Source organism: Lutibacter oricola (assembly GCF_900106565.1).
In the GTDB taxonomy this organism is placed as follows: domain Bacteria; phylum Bacteroidota; class Bacteroidia; order Flavobacteriales; family Flavobacteriaceae; genus Lutibacter; species Lutibacter oricola.
The window spans coordinates 501,946-520,150 of record NZ_FNNJ01000001.1; the positions used below are offsets into that span (position 1 = coordinate 501,946).

At 31.5% G+C, this 18,205-nt stretch carries 10 protein-coding genes; all 10 read left to right on the forward strand.

Translation table 11 applies throughout. The features are described 5' to 3' along the window. The 10 genes from BLU40_RS02100 (at position 1) to BLU40_RS02145 (ending at position 18,095) form a co-directional block, all read left to right on the forward strand. Positions 1-2,751: an outer membrane protein assembly factor BamB family protein gene (locus BLU40_RS02100; RefSeq protein ID WP_090119238.1), complete on the forward strand. Its 2,751-nt coding sequence runs from the start codon at positions 1-3 to the stop codon at positions 2,749-2,751. A 118-nt stretch (positions 2,752-2,869) separates the two neighbouring features. Continuing rightward, the gene (locus BLU40_RS02105; protein ID WP_090119240.1) at positions 2,870-4,339 is read left to right on the forward strand and encodes a sulfatase family protein; all 1,470 of its coding nucleotides are present in this window, start codon (positions 2,870-2,872) and stop codon (positions 4,337-4,339) included. A gap of 249 nt (positions 4,340-4,588) precedes the next feature. Further along, entirely contained in the window at positions 4,589-6,106 is a 1,518-nt protein-coding gene (locus BLU40_RS02110; RefSeq protein ID WP_090119242.1) for a sulfatase family protein, read from the forward strand. 212 nt (positions 6,107-6,318) lie between these two features. Continuing rightward, positions 6,319-8,961, forward strand: coding sequence for a PQQ-binding-like beta-propeller repeat protein (locus BLU40_RS02115; protein WP_090119244.1), 2,643 nt, complete (start codon positions 6,319-6,321; stop codon positions 8,959-8,961). Positions 8,962-8,985: 24 nt separating this feature from the next. Next, on the forward strand, positions 8,986-10,350 hold the full coding sequence (locus BLU40_RS02120; protein WP_139170907.1) for a glycoside hydrolase family protein: 1,365 nt from the start codon (positions 8,986-8,988) through the stop codon (positions 10,348-10,350). Positions 10,351-10,371: 21 nt separating this feature from the next. Then, on the forward strand, positions 10,372-11,856 hold the full coding sequence (locus BLU40_RS02125) for a sulfatase family protein (RefSeq protein WP_090119247.1): 1,485 nt from the start codon (positions 10,372-10,374) through the stop codon (positions 11,854-11,856). Between the two features lie 19 nt (positions 11,857-11,875). Next, on the forward strand, positions 11,876-13,342 hold the full coding sequence (locus tag BLU40_RS02130) for an arylsulfatase (protein WP_217633376.1): 1,467 nt from the start codon (positions 11,876-11,878) through the stop codon (positions 13,340-13,342). Between the two features lie 11 nt (positions 13,343-13,353). Continuing rightward, positions 13,354-14,856, forward strand: a complete 1,503-nt coding sequence (locus tag BLU40_RS02135) for a sulfatase family protein (RefSeq protein WP_090119249.1) — start codon at positions 13,354-13,356, stop codon at positions 14,854-14,856. A gap of 4 nt (positions 14,857-14,860) precedes the next feature. Next, complete coding sequence (locus tag BLU40_RS02140; protein ID WP_217633377.1) at positions 14,861-16,375, forward strand: sulfatase family protein; 1,515 nt, start codon at positions 14,861-14,863, stop codon at positions 16,373-16,375. A 7-nt stretch (positions 16,376-16,382) separates the two neighbouring features. After that, complete coding sequence (locus tag BLU40_RS02145; RefSeq protein ID WP_090119253.1) at positions 16,383-18,095, forward strand: sulfatase family protein; 1,713 nt, start codon at positions 16,383-16,385, stop codon at positions 18,093-18,095. Positions 18,096-18,205: the final 110 nt, after the last annotated feature.

Here is an 18,205-nt window from a genome sequence, read left to right on the forward strand (position 1 = left end):
ATGAGAAAAATAGCATGTTTTTTTGTACTGCTTTTTAGTTTACAAAGTATACTAGCATCAGGTGGAATTCAAAGTATTGAAACAGATTATACTATTATGAAAGTTAGAGTCATGAAGTATAATAACAACACAAAAATTATTGGAACTAGTTATGAAGGTACTGTAGTTTGTTACGATTATTCAGGAAAATTACAATGGAAAAATGAACTTTCGGGTTTTATGAACAATGATATTTATTGTGCAGATATTGATAATGATGGTAAAGATGAAGTATTGGCTCCAAATGCCGATGGAACTTTATATTGTTTAGATGATAATGGTGAATTGTTATGGAAATTCAAGAAAAATTCTGCTCCAATATTAACTGCAACAATGGTAAGCAAAGGTAAAACCAACTATGTTGTTTGTGGTGGTTACGATAAAAACATTCATTATTTATCTACAAAGGGAGCGTTGTTAAAATCTATTCCGTCTGCTTCTTATAGTATTGAAAAAAAACATAAAAATCATGCAATAAACTATCTACGAAAAATTGAACAAAAAGGAAAAGATGTTTTAGTAGTTTTAAGTGCGTTTAATACAAATTACGATCAAGGTGTTCTTTATTATTTCAATCCGTTTGAAGACAAGCCTTACCAATCTTCAAAAATGAAAGGTAAAGGAGGAGGAGGTTCTTGTCCAGGAACTATGGCTATTAATGATATTATACCCAGAAATACAGAAATATTATTGGGTGGAAACGGATTGAATGCTTTACAGGTATCCGTAGGTTCTGCTGAGCAATGTACCGCTGAAAAAATTCAATTCAAATTTAAAAATGCAAGAAAAGATATTGGAAAAGTAGGATACAGGTTGGCATCTGCTGAAGCGATTCCTTATAAAAGTAGTTTTAAATATTATGTATTATTTGGAAATAGAATGCATTTAGTTTCTCCTGAAAAAAATGGAGACCCAACAGAAATTGTTGAAAGTAATTATGCTTTTAATGATATGTGTAAAGATGGAGAAAATGGAAAATTAATTTTAGGAAGTGTACAAAGTGGAGGAAGTTGTATTCATATAATTGATTATACAAATAACTCTTGGAAAAAGGAGTTTCAAAAATTGGAGCCTTCTGGAAAAATGGCTAAGATTTTAGCAAACACTAAAGACTTCAGTAAAAAATTAAAAAAGTTTAAAATTCCTAAATGGGAAAACCATAAAGTTGCCGTAAAAGTATTGTCGTCTGGAATAAGTAGTCAAGAGGCTGCAGCTTTGCCTGGTAAAAACGTAAAAAACTTAATTAATATAGATGGTGTAAAAAAGTTATACCCACATGTTGAAAATTGGGATCGTTCAGGTATGGAAAATAAAGTTTCAAGAGAAACGCGCGATCATCGTAAAAAATATGATTTAACCAGTAGTGAGGCTTTGGCTAAATTTAAAAAAGGATTAGAAGTTGCACCTTCAGGAATTCAATATTGGCAAGGGCATGGTAGAGATGTTTATTTTTATTCTTTACCTACAGCTAAAAAAGTAATTGATGCAGCAGGCGATAAAATTGTAATTCCAATTTTGGCAGAATTAGGTGCTCATGATAAAGATGCAGAGTGGATGGCTGAAGATTTTATTTATCCATTGGCAACACATATGAAAGGAACCAATAGTTTTATTTCAGTAAGAAATAAATTTACGTTTTGGCAATCTGTGGTATATACACCAATGTGGAAACGACTTGTTTCTGGTGAATTTGCAGATTCTTTTGTTTCATCTATGGAAGAATCTAATAGCAAGGTAATGGATATGAGTATTTCCGGTAGAATAGGGCTTTGGGCTGCAGGTTCTATGAATCAATGGGGAACTCGTTTTACAAGAGATAATCCGTGTTACGATAGGTTACGCCAATTATCATATCAAAAAGTACCAAATCATGCATTAAGAATGCTTGTGCATCAAATTGCGAGTGGTGCTTCTGTTGTGCACCACACAACAGTTAATATAGAGTATCAAAAAGTTTTATGGGATATGATTTCTACAGGTATTTTATATGTGCCAACAAGAAACGAAATTGTAAGTATTAATCCTGTTCATTTAAGTATGTTAGATCCACACCCTTTATTTATTAAAGGTGAACAAGTAAAAGATGTAACGCTTTATGATGAAAAGTTTGAAAAAGAAAACCCTATGATTGTTGGACGTACACAAGGTGTTAATGCTGGTGGACCAGTTACAGAATGGGATTTTTCTAAATATGCAGCAGGAGTTAAAGAGCGTAGGTTAGAATTTTTACCAACTTATCCAAACGGATTGGTGTTAACTACGCCTCCAGTTGATAAAAATTCATTGAGAGGAACATTAGAAAGTCATTTAAATCCAATTTATAAAAACATTACCAAAGAAATTTTTATGGATGGTAAAAATTACTATTCAGATAAAAATAAAACTACAACTTACAGCGCAGATACTTACTATACAACCGTTAAAAAAGCCATTGAAGAAGGTGCTGAAAAATTACCTTTAACTGTTGAAGGTCGTGTTGCTTGGGTTACTGCCCAAACGGCTCCAAAACACTTACGATTAACTTTGGTTGACGGTGGTTATGTAAACCCAAATGATAGAATTGCAACAATTAATTTTCATACAGCTAAAGTGAAAAAAATCACTAATTTATTAACAAATGAAGAGGTGAAATTCAATAAGGGTAATGCAAAAATTGCTGTGCCTTGTGGTTTGTTTGTGTTTTTAGATATTGAATTGAAAGAAGCGCTTTAAGTAGCTTGCTTTACTCATAGAGACATAGTTTTAATTAAAAAAGACAATCGATAAACCATAAAAGACACAATAACGTTTAAAGTTTGCTTCCTTCGTAAAACATTATTAATTCAAAAAGATGAAAACAAAAATATTATACCTAATTACAGTGGGTTTCTTAATTGTAAACTCGAGTTGTAAAGCTCAAAAAAAATCAAAAAAATCAACTGAAAAACCTAATTTGGTTATTATTCATACAGATGAGCATAACTTTAGAACCTTAAGTTGTTATCAAAAAATAATGAGTGAAGACCAAGCATTTGTTTGGGGTAAAGGTAATAATGTGGATACACCAAATATTGATAAAATTGCAATGGAAGGAGCTATTTGCACAAGTTATTATGCGTCTTCTCCGGTGTGTACACCATCAAGAGCATCTTTGGTAACAGGTTTGCATCCGCAGGTAACAGGAGCACCTAAAAACGGAATGCATATTCGTGAAGATATTCCAACATTTGCAACTATTTTGAGAGACCAAGGTTATGCAACTTCATATGTTGGTAAATGGCATTTAGCAGGTCATGAAAAATATACATTTGGAATTAAATATAAAGCTGGTTTTGAAGATAACCGTTATATGATGCGTGGTGGACACGCGCCTTATTTTCATATTAAAAACGGAAAAATTAAAGGGATTAACGAAAAATTTGCTGCAAAATTACCAGAAAATGAAGTAATCCATTTAACAGATTATTTTACAGATAAAACCTTAGAAATTTTAGAGCGTGATAAAAACAAACCGTTTGCATTAATGCTTTCAATTCCTGATCCTCATACCCCAGATTATGCTAAACCTCCATACAATACTATGTATAATGATATGGATGTGAAAGCTCCAGAAACAATGGCTGCAAAATACACAGCAATTAAGCCAAGTTGGGCAAAAGGAAATGAAAAGGATAAAAATGAAGGAAAGAAATTTAATAAAACTGCTTTAAAACAATATTTTGGTATGGTTAAACATATTGATGATAGTGTTGGGCGAATTTTAAAGTTTTTAGAAGATAATAATTTGGTTGAAAACACCATTATTATTTTTACAGCCGATCACGGAGATATGTTTTTTGAACACAATCGTAGAAATAAAGGTGTGCCTTATGAGGCTTCAGCAAAAATTCCATTTGTAATTCGTTACCCTGAAAAAATTAAAGCAGGAAAGGTTATAAATACTGCATATACCAATGTAGATTTTGCACCAACTATTTTAAACATGATGGGTGTAAATTATTCGGCTAAGTTTCACGGTTTAGATACTTCCGCAGATTTTTTAAATGCTAAAAAAGAAATTACTGGTGATAGAATCACTTATTTTGCTAAAAATGGTGGATGGTGGGTTTCTGCTGTAAGTGATAGATATAAATTAGTGTTAGATAAAAAAGAAAAACCTTATTTATTCGATTTAGAAAAAGATCCAAATGAGTTAATTAACTTTTATAACAATTCAGAATACAAAGAAATTGCTTCAAAAATGCAAAAAGAATTATTTGCTCAAATGAAGAAATTTGAAGAGCCAGGTTTAAAAATGTCGAAACCATATATTCTTAAATAAAAAAGATTAATAATTGAGTTTAGTCTAGAAGAGCATCATCGTATAGGTGATGTTCTTCTTTTATTTAAAAGTTATCAATTAAGAATTAATTTTACAGGTATTAGAATAAAATGTGGTAGTAAAATCTAAAAAGCTGTTATAAATTGCAGATTAAATACTCCATTAAACTAATAGTGACATGTTTTTTACGTAGAACAACAAAACGAGTTTTAGGAGTGGTAATTTTGTTAGTATAATAAAAAATTCAAGATGTATAAAAAATTCTATATTGTTATTGTAAGTTGTTTACTGCTGTCGTGTGGAAGTAGTAATGCAAAAAAAGAAACTGTTGAAAAAAAACCAAATATTTTATGGGTAATTGCTGAAGATCTTTCACCTTTTATGGGATGTTATGGAGATCCAATTAATACAGGTCACACTCCTGTTTTTGATAAATTTGCGAGCGAAGGTGTACTTTTTAAAAGAGCCTATGCAACAGCTCCTGTTTGTTCAGCTGCAAGATCAGCATTTATTACTGGTAAAATGCAAACAACAACAGGTACTCATAACCATAGATCTAATAGGTTTACTGATGGAGAAATTGTTCCTGATGAATTAAATATTAATTTACCTAAAGGAATGAAAACTATTCCTGAATTAATGAAAGAAGCGGGTTATTTTACCTTTAATAGTGGTAAAGATGATTATAACTTTAATTATGACAGAAGGGCGTTATACGATGTAGGTACAAAAGAGGATTATGTTGCAGGTATGAATGGCTGGCAAGGTAATATGGCTATTGATTATATGACGGTTAAAGATTATGTTTGGAATTCGAGGCCAGATAAAAATCAACCTTGGTTTGGGCAAGTTCAAATTATGGGTGGTAAAAAAGATGCTAAATATGTACGTAAAGGAGAAAAATTAGCAGTTAACGATGTTCCGTTACCACCATATTTTCCAAATATTCCATCGCAACGTAAAGCTTGGACAGAGCATTACAATGCAAACAGAGGTTCTGATGTTACTTTTGAGCACATTTTAACTCAATTAGAAGCGGATGGAGAATTGGAAAACACCATTATATTTTTCTTTTCAGATCACGGAAGCCCATCATCTTTACGTCATAAACAATTTTGTTATGAAGGTGGAATGCTAGTGCCTTTAATGATAAAAGGAAAAGCTTTAAAAGCTGGAACCGTAAGAAACGAACTAGTTTCTTTATTAGATATTTCTGCAACAACATTAGCAATGGGTGGAGCAAAAATGCCTGAATATTTAGATGGGCAAGATTTATTTGCTGAAGATTATAAAGAACCAAAGTATGTGGTTGGAGCAAGAGATCGTTGTGATTATACCATTGATAGAATTAGAACAGTTGTTTCAAAAGATTACAGATACATAAGAAATTTTTTTCCAGAAAGACCAATGATGCAAGCTGGTTATAGAGATTTAAAACCTATAGTAACAGATTTAAAGAAACTGCATAAAGAAGGAAAATTAACTCCTTATCAAGATAAGCATTGGTTTGGAATTAGACCTACTGAAGAATTCTACGATTTAAAAGCTGATCCACATCAAATGAATAATTTGGCAAATAATCCAAAATATGCTGATGCTTTTAATGCTCATAAAGCGTATTTAGAAAACTGGATGAAAGAAACAGATGATAAAGGTCAATATCCAGAAGCTTCTGCACAATTAAAAGCAACTTATGATATGTGGAAAGATCGTCCACGTTTTAAAAATGCTAAAATAAACCCTGAATACGATCAGTTTAAAAAGTAGTATTTAGCAAATAATATTTAATAAAAAAGGAGAAGCCAATTTGGTTTCTCCTTTTTTTATTGCTGTATCCCAGTAAAAACGTATGTTTTAAATAAATGTATCTTTTAGTAAATGATAAAAATATACTTGTAACAACATTTTATGTACGCACATATATAGTTAATATTTGTAAAAGTTAGAATTTTAAACTTGAATATGAAACCAAATATAAAATGAGAAACAAATTAATAATTTTAGTAATTGTATTGTTTTCAATTAGTTGTGCAGCTCAAAATTTTTCAACAGATGGGAACGGTATTAGAAATAGTGTAATTGCCAATGTTAATGGAAAACAGGTAATATATCTTTCAGAATTAGACGGAGTCATTTCATCATATACTATTTCAGGAGAAAAATTATGGAGTGTTCCTTCAGAAAAAAAAGCTGTATTATTCGAAATAATTGCAGTTGATGTAGATAATGATGCTAATGAAGATGTAATTGCAGCTAGTGCAAATGGAACTATATATTGTTATGGAAGTAACGGTAAATTATTATGGAAATTTACTCCAGATGTAAAAGTACGATTTTCAGAAGTTGCTGTTGTTAACAATGGTAAACTTCAAATTTTTGTAGGAGGAAACAATTATAAATTGTATGAATTAGATAGTAAAGGAAAACTTGTTTCAACAACACCAATAAAAGGAGTTGTACGTAAAATTGAAGCAGGAAACTTTATGGATGTAAACAAACAATCGTTGTTTTTGTATACGTATAATCACGATAAATTTCGTTGGGAATTTATGGGCTTTTTAAATTCCGAAACTAAAGAGGTAATTAAAAGTGTTACTATTAATGATAAAAGATTAAACGAACTAAGAAAAGCAATGGTTACTGATGTTTCAATTGCAGATATAAATGGAGATAATAAAGATGACGTTTTATTTTTTGGGGATGTATCATGGGTACCATTGGTTTTAGCTGTTGATGGAGATTTTAATGTTATTACAAAGTTTAAAGGGTCAAGAAAAGAAGTGCAACGTTATGCACATGCTCAAGGAACATTTTTAGCCAAAAAACACGAAATAATGTTGCAATATGGCGGAATTTTATTTGTGTTAAATTCTAAAGGTGAATTAATAGGTAAGTCAGGAGAAAGATATGGCAAAATGGTTTATAGCGATTTTGTGTTAGAACCTAAATCAAATCAGTTAATTGCTGCTGGCGAAGTTGACGGTGGAAATAGTGTTTATTTTTACAATTTGAATAAAAAAGATTGGTGGAAAAAAGCACAAAAAAGACAAGGTAGAATGCAAGAGGTTGCTGAAAATTTAGATAAATTATATGAGCAAACCTTGAACTTTAAATTACCAAGTTATCAGAAAAAATCTGATAAAGAATGGGTAATGATTACTTCAAAAAAAATTGATAGCAAAGTTAAAAGGTTAAAAGGAGGTGATATAAAATTTGTTATTCAAAAAGCACCAAAAGAAGGAACAGATAGATCGCATTTAGTAGCAAAAATTGGAAAATCTGCATTAAAAAAAGATAAACGAGGTAACTATAAAAGTACTAGAGAGGAAATTGTTCAAATGGCAAGAGATTATGAAGCACAAGGACAACCTTTTACATTTTGGGCAGGTCACGGAAACGATCCTTTTTATATTCAAATTGAAACCTTAGAAAAAATATTGGAAGTTGCTCCAAAAACTTGTTATGGCTTTGTGTATGCTGAAATGGATAAAGTAGATGATCCAAGAGTTATTCATTTTGTAAAGGAGTATATGCCTCGTTTGGCAAAAGCTATTAGAAAAAATAATAGAGCCAAATTATATTTTAGATATAAAAATATGTTTTGGGCAGCAACATCGCATTTACCATTGTGGAAAGAGATGTTTTTTTCTGGGAAATATAACGATATTTTAGCTCCAGCTTCAGAAGATACCAGTAATAGAATTCAAGATTTAAACCTAGCAGGAAGAGTAGGAATGTTTTCTGGTGGTTATGTAAATGATTTTACAATGCGTTTAATAGACGATAATCCTACAAGTTGGAGACCGTTATCTCCAGGAGGGCAAAATTCTATTTCACCGTATTTAAGACAAGGTGTAGTTATGGCAGCTTATGGAGCGCGTTATGGAGTTGTTGCAAATAATAATTTTACCGAAGATCCAGGGCTAAATATACTCTTTGCACTTATGAAATCTGGTGTGTTACCAGTGGTTGAAAAAGAAGATATTCAATCTATTGGTTCGTGGCATTTAATTAAAAATGTTGATGAGCATTTAATTCACTCGGTTGATACACATCATAATTTAAAGCAATATAAAAAGGACGATGATAATGCTGTTTTTTCAGTAGGACAAATGCATTGGGCAGGAACAAGTGTACCTGAACACGATTTTTCAAATGCTGCTTTAGGAGTTGAATATCGTTGGTTAAATTATATGCCTATAATGCCTTATGGAATGGTTCCAGTTGCACCTATTGAAAGCGATAAGCTTGTTACAAAACAGAACAAACCATATTTTGTATCAAATGCAAAAGTTGGGTTTGTAAACGGTAAAAAGGTTGAAGCAAATCAGTTTGGTTCAACAATAACAAAAACTGTTAAAGAAGGAGCTAAAAAGTTGCCAATTTTAGTTGAAGGAGCATCTTGGAGTGCTATAAAAATTGATAAAAACCATACAAGAATAATTTTGGTTGATCCTGGTTATATAAATCCTCAAAAAAGAGAAGTAGTTGTTAAATTTCAACATAGAAAACCAAAATCTGCTATAGATATTTTAAGTAATGAAACTGTAGAAATTAAAAATAATACATCTAAAATTGTTGTGCCAGCTGGTTCAATTAGGTTTATTGATGTTGCTTATTAATTAGATTTATTAAAAATGAAAAAAATGAGTAAATTAATTAGAGGAATTGCAGGAATCAGTTTAACATTCTTTTTTGCAATAGCATCTTGTTCATCTAATGAAACAGAGGATGTGAATTTAAATGAAGAAGAGCAGGTTGAAGAGGTTGAAGTGATTGAAGATGAAGAGGAAGTAGTGGAAGAAATTCCTAGGCTTTTAGATAATGAAAATCTTTTTTATACAGCTGTTTCAAATTCAAATTACAATAAAAATTTGGTTACAGACTATGGTGCGGATATTGTTTTTTCTACAGATGATAGCGTTAAGTTACAAGAGGCCATAGATGATGTTTCTGCAAATGGTGGAGGAATTTTAACTATTCCTGAAGGGAATTTTTCTTTTGATGATATTCACTTAAAATCGAATGTTCATATTCAAATTGATGAAAACACAGTAATTCGTCCAACAGATAGAAATGATACTAAAAACTATTCCATTTTTCATTTAGGAATAAAAAACCAGTTACCAATTGAAAATATTTCAATTACTAGTATAAACGGAAACAGGTTTAAAGTAGATTTTACACAAGCTAATAACCCAAATGTACAAGTAGTTAATTGTAATAAAGTTACCAATTTTTTAATATCAGATATTATGGTTGATGATTTTTACACAAAGTTTTCGGTAGTAACTATGGGAGGTGATGATTATAATAATTTATACCAATTTCCTGAAAACGGTATTGTAAAAAACATTCATGTTGAAAATGCACATTACGGTTATGGAACCGTACAAACCCAATCGGCAGCTAATATTTTATTTAAAGATTTATCTGGTGTTGGTGGTGCAACGTTAAGATTAGAAACAGGTTTTACAGGGTTAAATAATTTACAAGTTGTTGGTGAACCAAGAGTTGGAGGTTTAGATAAAATTGTAGGTCGAAATATTTCTTGTACTAATGGAAATTCAGCAGTAATGGTATCTCCGCACGCAATGCATAATGGTGTGGTAGATATTGAAGGTGTTACAGCAATAAGTGCTGGATTTGCAGTAAGAATTGAATCTGGATTTATTTCAAACAAATACGATCAAACTATAGGTTTAACTCAAGGAACATTCGAATTTGTTTATGTAAAAGATGTAAAAGCTACTTATGGAGAAAATGCGGAGTTAAAATCTAAGCATTTTGGTTGGTACCCAGCAGAAATTGCTGATCCTTCTACTGAAAGTTCATATGACGATGCTATTACTATTGGACCATCTATAGCAGCAATTTTAGCAGATGCAAATTATACATGTACTGCTGGAGAACAAACAGTTTATGTTCAAGAACCAATTGAAGCAACTGGTTTTTTATATCAAGAAGCAATTGTTCCTGAAGAGTTTATAAATACAGATTGTGAAAATTAAAATAATATCATTAATAATTTTATGAATAATTTTAAAGCACTTATATCAAGTATACTATTTGTCTTATTAGTTTTTTCAATTCAAGCTCAAGAACAACCAAATGTTGTGGTTATAATGGCCGATGATATTGGCTTGGGTGATATAAATTTTTATCACAAGCAAAGAACAGGAAATAACGGAGTGGTGCCTACACCTAATTTAGATGAATTAGCACAAGCAGGAATGCGATTTTCAGATGCGCATTCACCAGCTTCTTTATGTGCGCCAACTCGTTTTTCTATGTTAACAGGCAATTATTCATACAGAAATCAACGACCTTATGGAGTTTGGAGTCCGAATGCAGATGCTTTAATTGATTCTAATAATTTTATGACCATTGCACGAATTGCTAAAAAAGGAGGTTATAATACAGCTTTCTTCGGAAAATGGGGTTTAGGAGGTTCTTGGAAACCAAAAACAAAAGTAAATTGGGAGAAGGAAAATGCAGGTGCATTAACGTATGGTTTCGATTACGCAGTAGAATTACCAGAAGGTATTCAGAATAAGCCTTACGCTTTTTATGAAAATCAAGTTTGGATGAAGTTAAAAGAAGATTCTGTTTTAAAAGAATTAGATGCTGATCAAACTGGGTATTCAACTTCAAAAAAACATAAAACACGTGGAGGAATTGGAGATTCTAATTGGGATCCAAAACAAGCAGGACCAATTTTAGTTGGTAAAGCAGTTGATTATATTAAAAATCAGGCTAAAACTAAAAAGCCTTTTTATATGTATTACTGTAGTCAAGCTGTACATATTCCACATGAACCACCTGCTGAATTTAACGGTAAAAAAATAAAAGGAGCTACACCTGGTAAACATGGAGATATGATTTATGAACTCGATATTCAAGTTGGTTTAATTGTAAAAACTTTAAAGAATGCTGGTTTGTATGATAATACGTTGTTAGTATTTACATCAGATAATGGAGGACTTTCTTTTGATAAAGATATGAAGGCTGCAGGGCACGAAACTAGTAATGGATTAAATGGTAGTAAAGGTTCAATTAATGAAGGTGGACATCGAGTTCCTTTCTTTGCTGTTTGGCCAGATAAAATTAAACAAAATACGGTTTCAAATGTGTCAATTGTTGGGCAAGATATGGTTGCTACAATTGCAGCTTTGTCTAATCAGAAATTAGATAAAACCAAAGTTTTTGATTCTGCCAATTTATTGCCAGTATTTAAAGGTGAAACTAGTAAGCCAGTTCATAAATATTTAATGCATCAGTCTAAAGGAGGTCCATTTTATGCAATTAGAGAAGGAAAATGGAAACTGATAATTAAAGGTGAAAAACCAGGTGTATTAGAAAATTTAAAACCTATAGCATTATTCAATTTAGATGAAAACTTGGCTGAAGATGAGAAAGGGAATTTAATAAACAAGCCTGCATATGCTGAAAGAATAACGCAGATGTTTGAAACTTATGTTAATGTACGAGTTAGTAGAAAAACAACTGTATTTTAATAGCTAAATGTTTGAACACATGAGAGTATTTATTAATTTATGTTTTATTGCTTTTTCTATATTGAATTTGCAGGCTCAAAATTTAAAAGGTTCTAGACCAAATATTGTTTTTGTAATGACTGATGATCAGGGATTGCTTTTAGAATCTATAGGCCATCCCATTGTAAAAACACCCAACCTGGATAAGTTTGCAGAAAATTCTATACGCTTTACAAACTTTTATGTAAGTCCAAATTGTGCACCAACACGTGCAGCCATTATGAGTGGTGTTCACGAGTTTAGAGCAGCAGTTACGGCTACTCATAACGAGCAAGAACGTATGGCTTTAGATTTAACAACTTTTCCTGAATTACTTCAAAAAGAAGGATATGAAACAGGTATTTTTGGAAAGTGGCATCTTGGAGATTTAGAAGCTCATTTACCTAAAAATAGAGGTTTTTCAGAGGTTTTAATGCACGGAGCTGGAGGAATTGGTCAGCGAGAAAGAGGTGTTAAAATTACTAGTTATGCAGATTTCCCTCCAAATCAAGGTGAAAGAAAAAATGCTAAATATTTTAATCCTGTTTTATTACATAACAATACTATTGTGCAGACGGAAGGGTATTGTACCGATATTTTTTTCAATGCTGCTTTGGCTTGGATAAAAGAACAGAATACTAAAGAAAAACCATTTTTTGCGTACATTTCTACAAATGCTCCGCATTCACCATTAATTGCTAAGCCAGAAGATTTAAAGAGAATGAAGGATAGAGGAGTTGAAAAACCGTATCCTCGATTAGCTATGATTGAAAATATTGATGACAATTTTGGTGTACTTATGCGTAAATTAAAGCAATGGAATATGTTAGATAACACTCTTGTTATATTTACTTCAGATAATGGAGCTCCAGGTTCTGATCCAAATTTTATTCAAGGTCATAAAACAGGTAAAGGTACACCTTATGAAGGTGGAGTTCACGTACCTGCATTTTGGTATTGGAAGGGGAAACTGAAAGAAAATGTAAAAATTAATGCGCTTACTGCTCATGTAGATTTATATAAAACTTTTTGTGAACTAACAGGAGCAGATACTTCCAAAGTAAAACAAGAATTAGAAGGGAGAAGTTTAATTCCGTTGCTAGAAAACTCTAATAAAGCAACTTGGAATCCTCGCGTATTGCATACTCATAGAGGTAATTTAGGACCAGACCCAAGAAAATCAGCTAATAAAATGTGGTCGGTTCGAACTGATCGTTGGAGATTGGTTGGCAAAGAACTATATGATATTAAAAAGGATCCGTACGAGCAAAAAGATGTTGCGTTAGATTATCCAGAAGTTGTAACAAAACTTTCAAAAAAACACTTTGATTGGTATGAATCAATGATTCCATATATGATTAATCAAAATAATGTATGGACAGATTCTAAAGCGCCTTTTGAAAAGCTTTATGAAACTCAAAAAGCTGAAAGAGGTATACCTAAATGGACACCTGCTAGTATTGATTAAATAAGTTAGATATGAAATTTAAAGAAATCATAATTGTAGTTTGTTTTTTATTGAAACTCACTTTGATAACTGGGCAAGAACGTCCAAATATCATTTTTCTTTTTTCAGATGATCAAACCATTAATACTGTAGGAGCATACGGAAATAAAGAAATTATTACTCCCAATTTAGATAAATTGGCAAATAAAGGAGTAATGTTTACAAACCATTATAACACTACTTCAATTTGTATGGCAAGCAGAGTAAGTGTACTAACTGGTTTATATGAGTATAGACACGGAACAAATTTTGGTCACGGAGATTTAGATCGTAAATTATTTGATGAATCCTACCCAGTTAAATTAAAAAAAGCAGGATATTATACAGGGTTTGTAGGTAAAATGGGTTTTAATATTAAAGGACAAAATTTTATTCAATTTGATAATGATTTTGATGAATTTGCTGGCGGCCCTGGGCAAACATCTTATGAAACATCTAAAAACAAGAAATTAGTTAAGTATGCTAATAAATACCCACATGCAACAAGAGCAAATGGAGCTTGGTCTAAAAATTTTATAAAAAATGCAACTAAAACAGGAAAGCCTTTTTGCTTAAGTGTTAGTTTTAAAGCGCCCCATAGACCGGTTTCACCAGACCCAATAGATTTGAAAAAATATGAGTCTATTAAAACATTTTCAAAACCTATTAATTTTGGGGTTGAAAATGGAGAGCACTTATCTAAACAATCGCACACATCTAGGGCAGCTAACCAATATCGCTATTGGATAACAGATTATAACAAATCAATTAGAGAGTATTATGCGCTAATTACAGGAGTTGATGCGGCTGTTGGTATGATATTAGAAACACTTAAAGAAGAAGGTTTAGATAAAAATACTATTGTTATTTTTACTTCAGACAATGGTTACAATTGTGGAGCTCACGGTTTTGCAGGTAAAGTATTGCCATATGAAGAAGGTTCAAAATCCCCTTTAATAATTTACGACCCACGCTTACCTAAAAAACACCAAGGTAAGGTTAGTAATGCCTTAACTGGAAATATTGATATAGCAGCAACCATTTTTGATATTTCAGGATTACCAGTTTCTAAAAATATGGATGGAAAAAGTTTAATTCCATTGTTGAAAAAGCCAACTTCAAAAGTTCGTGAATTTTTACCATTATTTAATTTTTGGGGAGTATCTGAAGCACATTCAATGGCTGTAGTAACTCCAGAATTGAAATATGTTTATTGGAATTCAGGAAATAATAACATGAAATCGACTGAAGAGTTATTCAATTTAGAGAAAGATCCTTTTGAAATGAAAAATATTGCAAATGAAGATGTTGAGTCTTTAAATAAAATGAAAAGTTATTATTCAAAAGAATTAAAACTTTTAGAGAATAAGCTTATAAAAGGAAATGGTTATGAGAATTTTCCAACAATATTTAATCCAAATATTTCTTGGGAAGAGAAACGTGATTTAGTTAAAAGTTTTAGTTCTAAAAAAAAGAAAAAAACAGCTAAAAACTAATTTAATGAGAATTAAATATAGAATGAAAAAACAATATTTTAATAAACTTTGTTTAGTAGTATTTACAGTATTTGTAGCTGGTAATTTTAATAGTATAAATGCTCAATCTAAAAAGCCAAATTTTATCTTAATAATGGCCGATGATTTAGGTTATGGAGATACTGGTTTTAACGGAAATAAAATAATTAAAACTCCAAATTTAGATGCATTGGCAGGTGAGGGAATGTTGTTAACTCATTTTTATTCTGGTAATTCTGTATGTTCTCCAACTAGAGCAACCCTGCTTACAGGAAGACATCACGATCGTATGGGCATTTACACAGCCAATAAAGGTCATTTACCAAAACAAGAAATTACAATTGCAAAATTATTGAAATCAAAAGGGTATACAACCGGGCATTTTGGAAAATGGCATTTAGGAACCTTAAGTAAAACGGTATCATCTAAAGGAGCTTCTAGAAAGCCAGCATTAAATTTTGCACCACCTTGGTTACGAGATTATGATGTTTCTTTTGTTACAGAATCAGCAGTTACAACCTGGAATCCAGGAATAGGAGTTAGAGCAAAAAACAATCCGTTTTATGAAAATGGAGAGGCTTTAAAAGGTGAAGGAAATGTAAGTTTAATGGGAGGAGCAGCTAGAGTTGTTGTAGATAGAGTAATACCTTTTATTGAAAAGGCTGTGGATGATAATAATCCATTTTTATCGGTTATTTGGTTTCACGCGCCACATAAAGATATTGAAGCAGGTCCAAAATATTTAAAAATGTATAAAGAGCATAAAGAAGCTGCGCATTTTTATGGGTGTATAACGGAATTAGATGAACAAGTTGGAAGGATTGTGGAAACTTTAAAGAAAACAGGGCAGCTAAATAATTCAATTATATTTTTCTGTTCAGATAATGGACCAGAAGGAAGAAAACCATCAGGAAGAGTAGCCGGAACTACAAATGGATTAAGAGGAAGAAAGCGTTCTTTATACGATGGTGGGGTTAGAGTTCCTGCGTTTGCAGTTTGGCCAGGTGTAATCAAAAAAGGTACAACATCAAATGCAGTTTTATCAACCTTAGACTACCTTCCTACGATTAAAAATATAGTGAATTATAAAATGCCTGATAATCGCCCTATTGATGGACAGGATATTTTGCCAATTCTTAAAGGCGAAACTAATGAGCGAACTAAGTCTATAGTATTTCGTTATGGTGCAGGAACAACTTCAATTGTAAAAGGAAATTTAAAATATTTATTACCAAGTAAAGAGTTGTATAATATATCAAAAGATTATTCCGAAGAAAATAATTTAGTTTTTCAAATGCCTAAAAAAGCTCTACAACTGGAAAAAGAGTTATTAGATACGTTTAAAAGTATTGAAAAAAGTCATTCGGGGCTAGATTATAATGATTCAAGTTTTAAGCCTGTTGAAAAATGGGAACCAGTAATATTAGATTTAAATTGGATTAATTCTAGAGGTGGAAAGTTGAAAAATAAATCAAATAAAAACAAGACCAATAAAAATTAATATCATCATGAAAAATAATTTATCCATAAAAAAAACCTCTAATTTTTTCTTAATATTTATTTGTGCCGTTTGTGGTCTAGTTTCTTGTAAATCAAATGAGAAAAATCAAGTTGTAAAAAAGCCGAATATTTTGTTCGTAATGTCCGACGATCATACATCTCAAGCAATTGGAGCTTATGGAAGTAGGTTGGCAAAATTAAACCCAACTCCAACTATTGATGCCCTTGCTACTGAAGGAGTTGTAATGACTAATGCTTCTTGCCAAAATGCTATTTGTACACCAAGTAGAGCTTCTATTATGACAGGGCAAAGTAGCGCCGTTAATGGTTGTCCTACATTAGCAGAACACCTTCCAAAGGATAAACAATATTTAGCCTTAGAAATGAAAAAAGCGGGCTATCAAACTGCCGTTATTGGGAAATGGCATTTACATGAACTTCCTGAAACATTTGATTATTACAAAGTGTTGCCTGGACAAGGAGCATATTTTAATCCTGTGTTTTATGATATTGATGGTAAAGAGAGTATTAAATGGAGAAAATATACCATTGAAAAAGGTTCAAGAATGAAAGGACATTCTTCCGACTGTATTGCAGATTCCGCACTTGAATGGTTTCAAGAAAAAAGAAATCCAAACGAACCTTTCTTTTTAAAACTTCATTTTAAGGCGCCACACGATTTATTTGATTACGCACCTAGATATGAAACTTATTTAGCCGATGTTGATATTCCAGAACCTGCAAATATGCGAGATAGAAAAAAGAATGGTTCTATTGCAACAAGAGGTTATAATAATGAATTAGAACAATATATTGGAACTTCAATTGGAAAAAGAAACCCTAGAAGAAACTATACAAATTCTGGAGCTTGGTCTAAAAAGTTAGATTTTTCTAAAAGCGATGCTGAAATACATGGAGATGCTTACCAAGGTTATATGAAAGCTTATTTACGTTGTGTAAAAGGAGTTGATGATAATTTAAAAAGAGTGATAGATTATTTAAAAGAAAATGATTTGTATGATAATACAGTAATTATTTATACTGGTGATCAAGGATTTTATTTAGGAGAACATGATTATATGGATAAAAGATGGGCTTATGAAGAGTCTATGAAAATGCCATTTATTGTTCGTTATCCTAAAACTATTAAACCAGGTGAAATTGATGCAATAGTTGAAAATATAGATTATGCACCTACAATGCTAGATTTTGCAGGAGTTGCAACACCTAACTATATGCATGGTAAAAGTTTTAAGTCAATTTTAGAAACAGGAAAAGAATCTGAAAATTCAAAAAAAGCAGCTTATTACCATTATTGGATGCATATGGCAAGTCATGACAATCCAGGGCATATTGCCATTAGAACTAAACAATATAAGTTAATTCAGTTCTATGGAACTAAAATGAACGAAGATAAACCACAAACACCTCCAGGTTGGGAGTTTTATGATTTAAAAAATGACCCTTCTGAAGATAATAATATATATGATAATCCGGTTTACAAGACTGTAATTTCAGATTTTAAAAAGCAGTTGAAACAACTTAGAAAAGAGTATGGAGAGGACAATCCTAAATTTCCTTTTAATAAAGTAATTGATGAATATTGGGATTATGATGATGCTGCAAAACAGAAAGCTATAAAAATATCACATGAATATTTAAAAACAGTGCAGTCTAATATATATGTGAATAACCCAGAAAAAAAGAATAGAAAACATTAATTAAATATTGAGTTTTATTTTGATTGATTGTGAAAAGACCTTGTTTGTTGTTATTCAAGGTCTTTTCTTTTTTGTATTTCTTGGTAAACCAATTTATATACACATAGCTA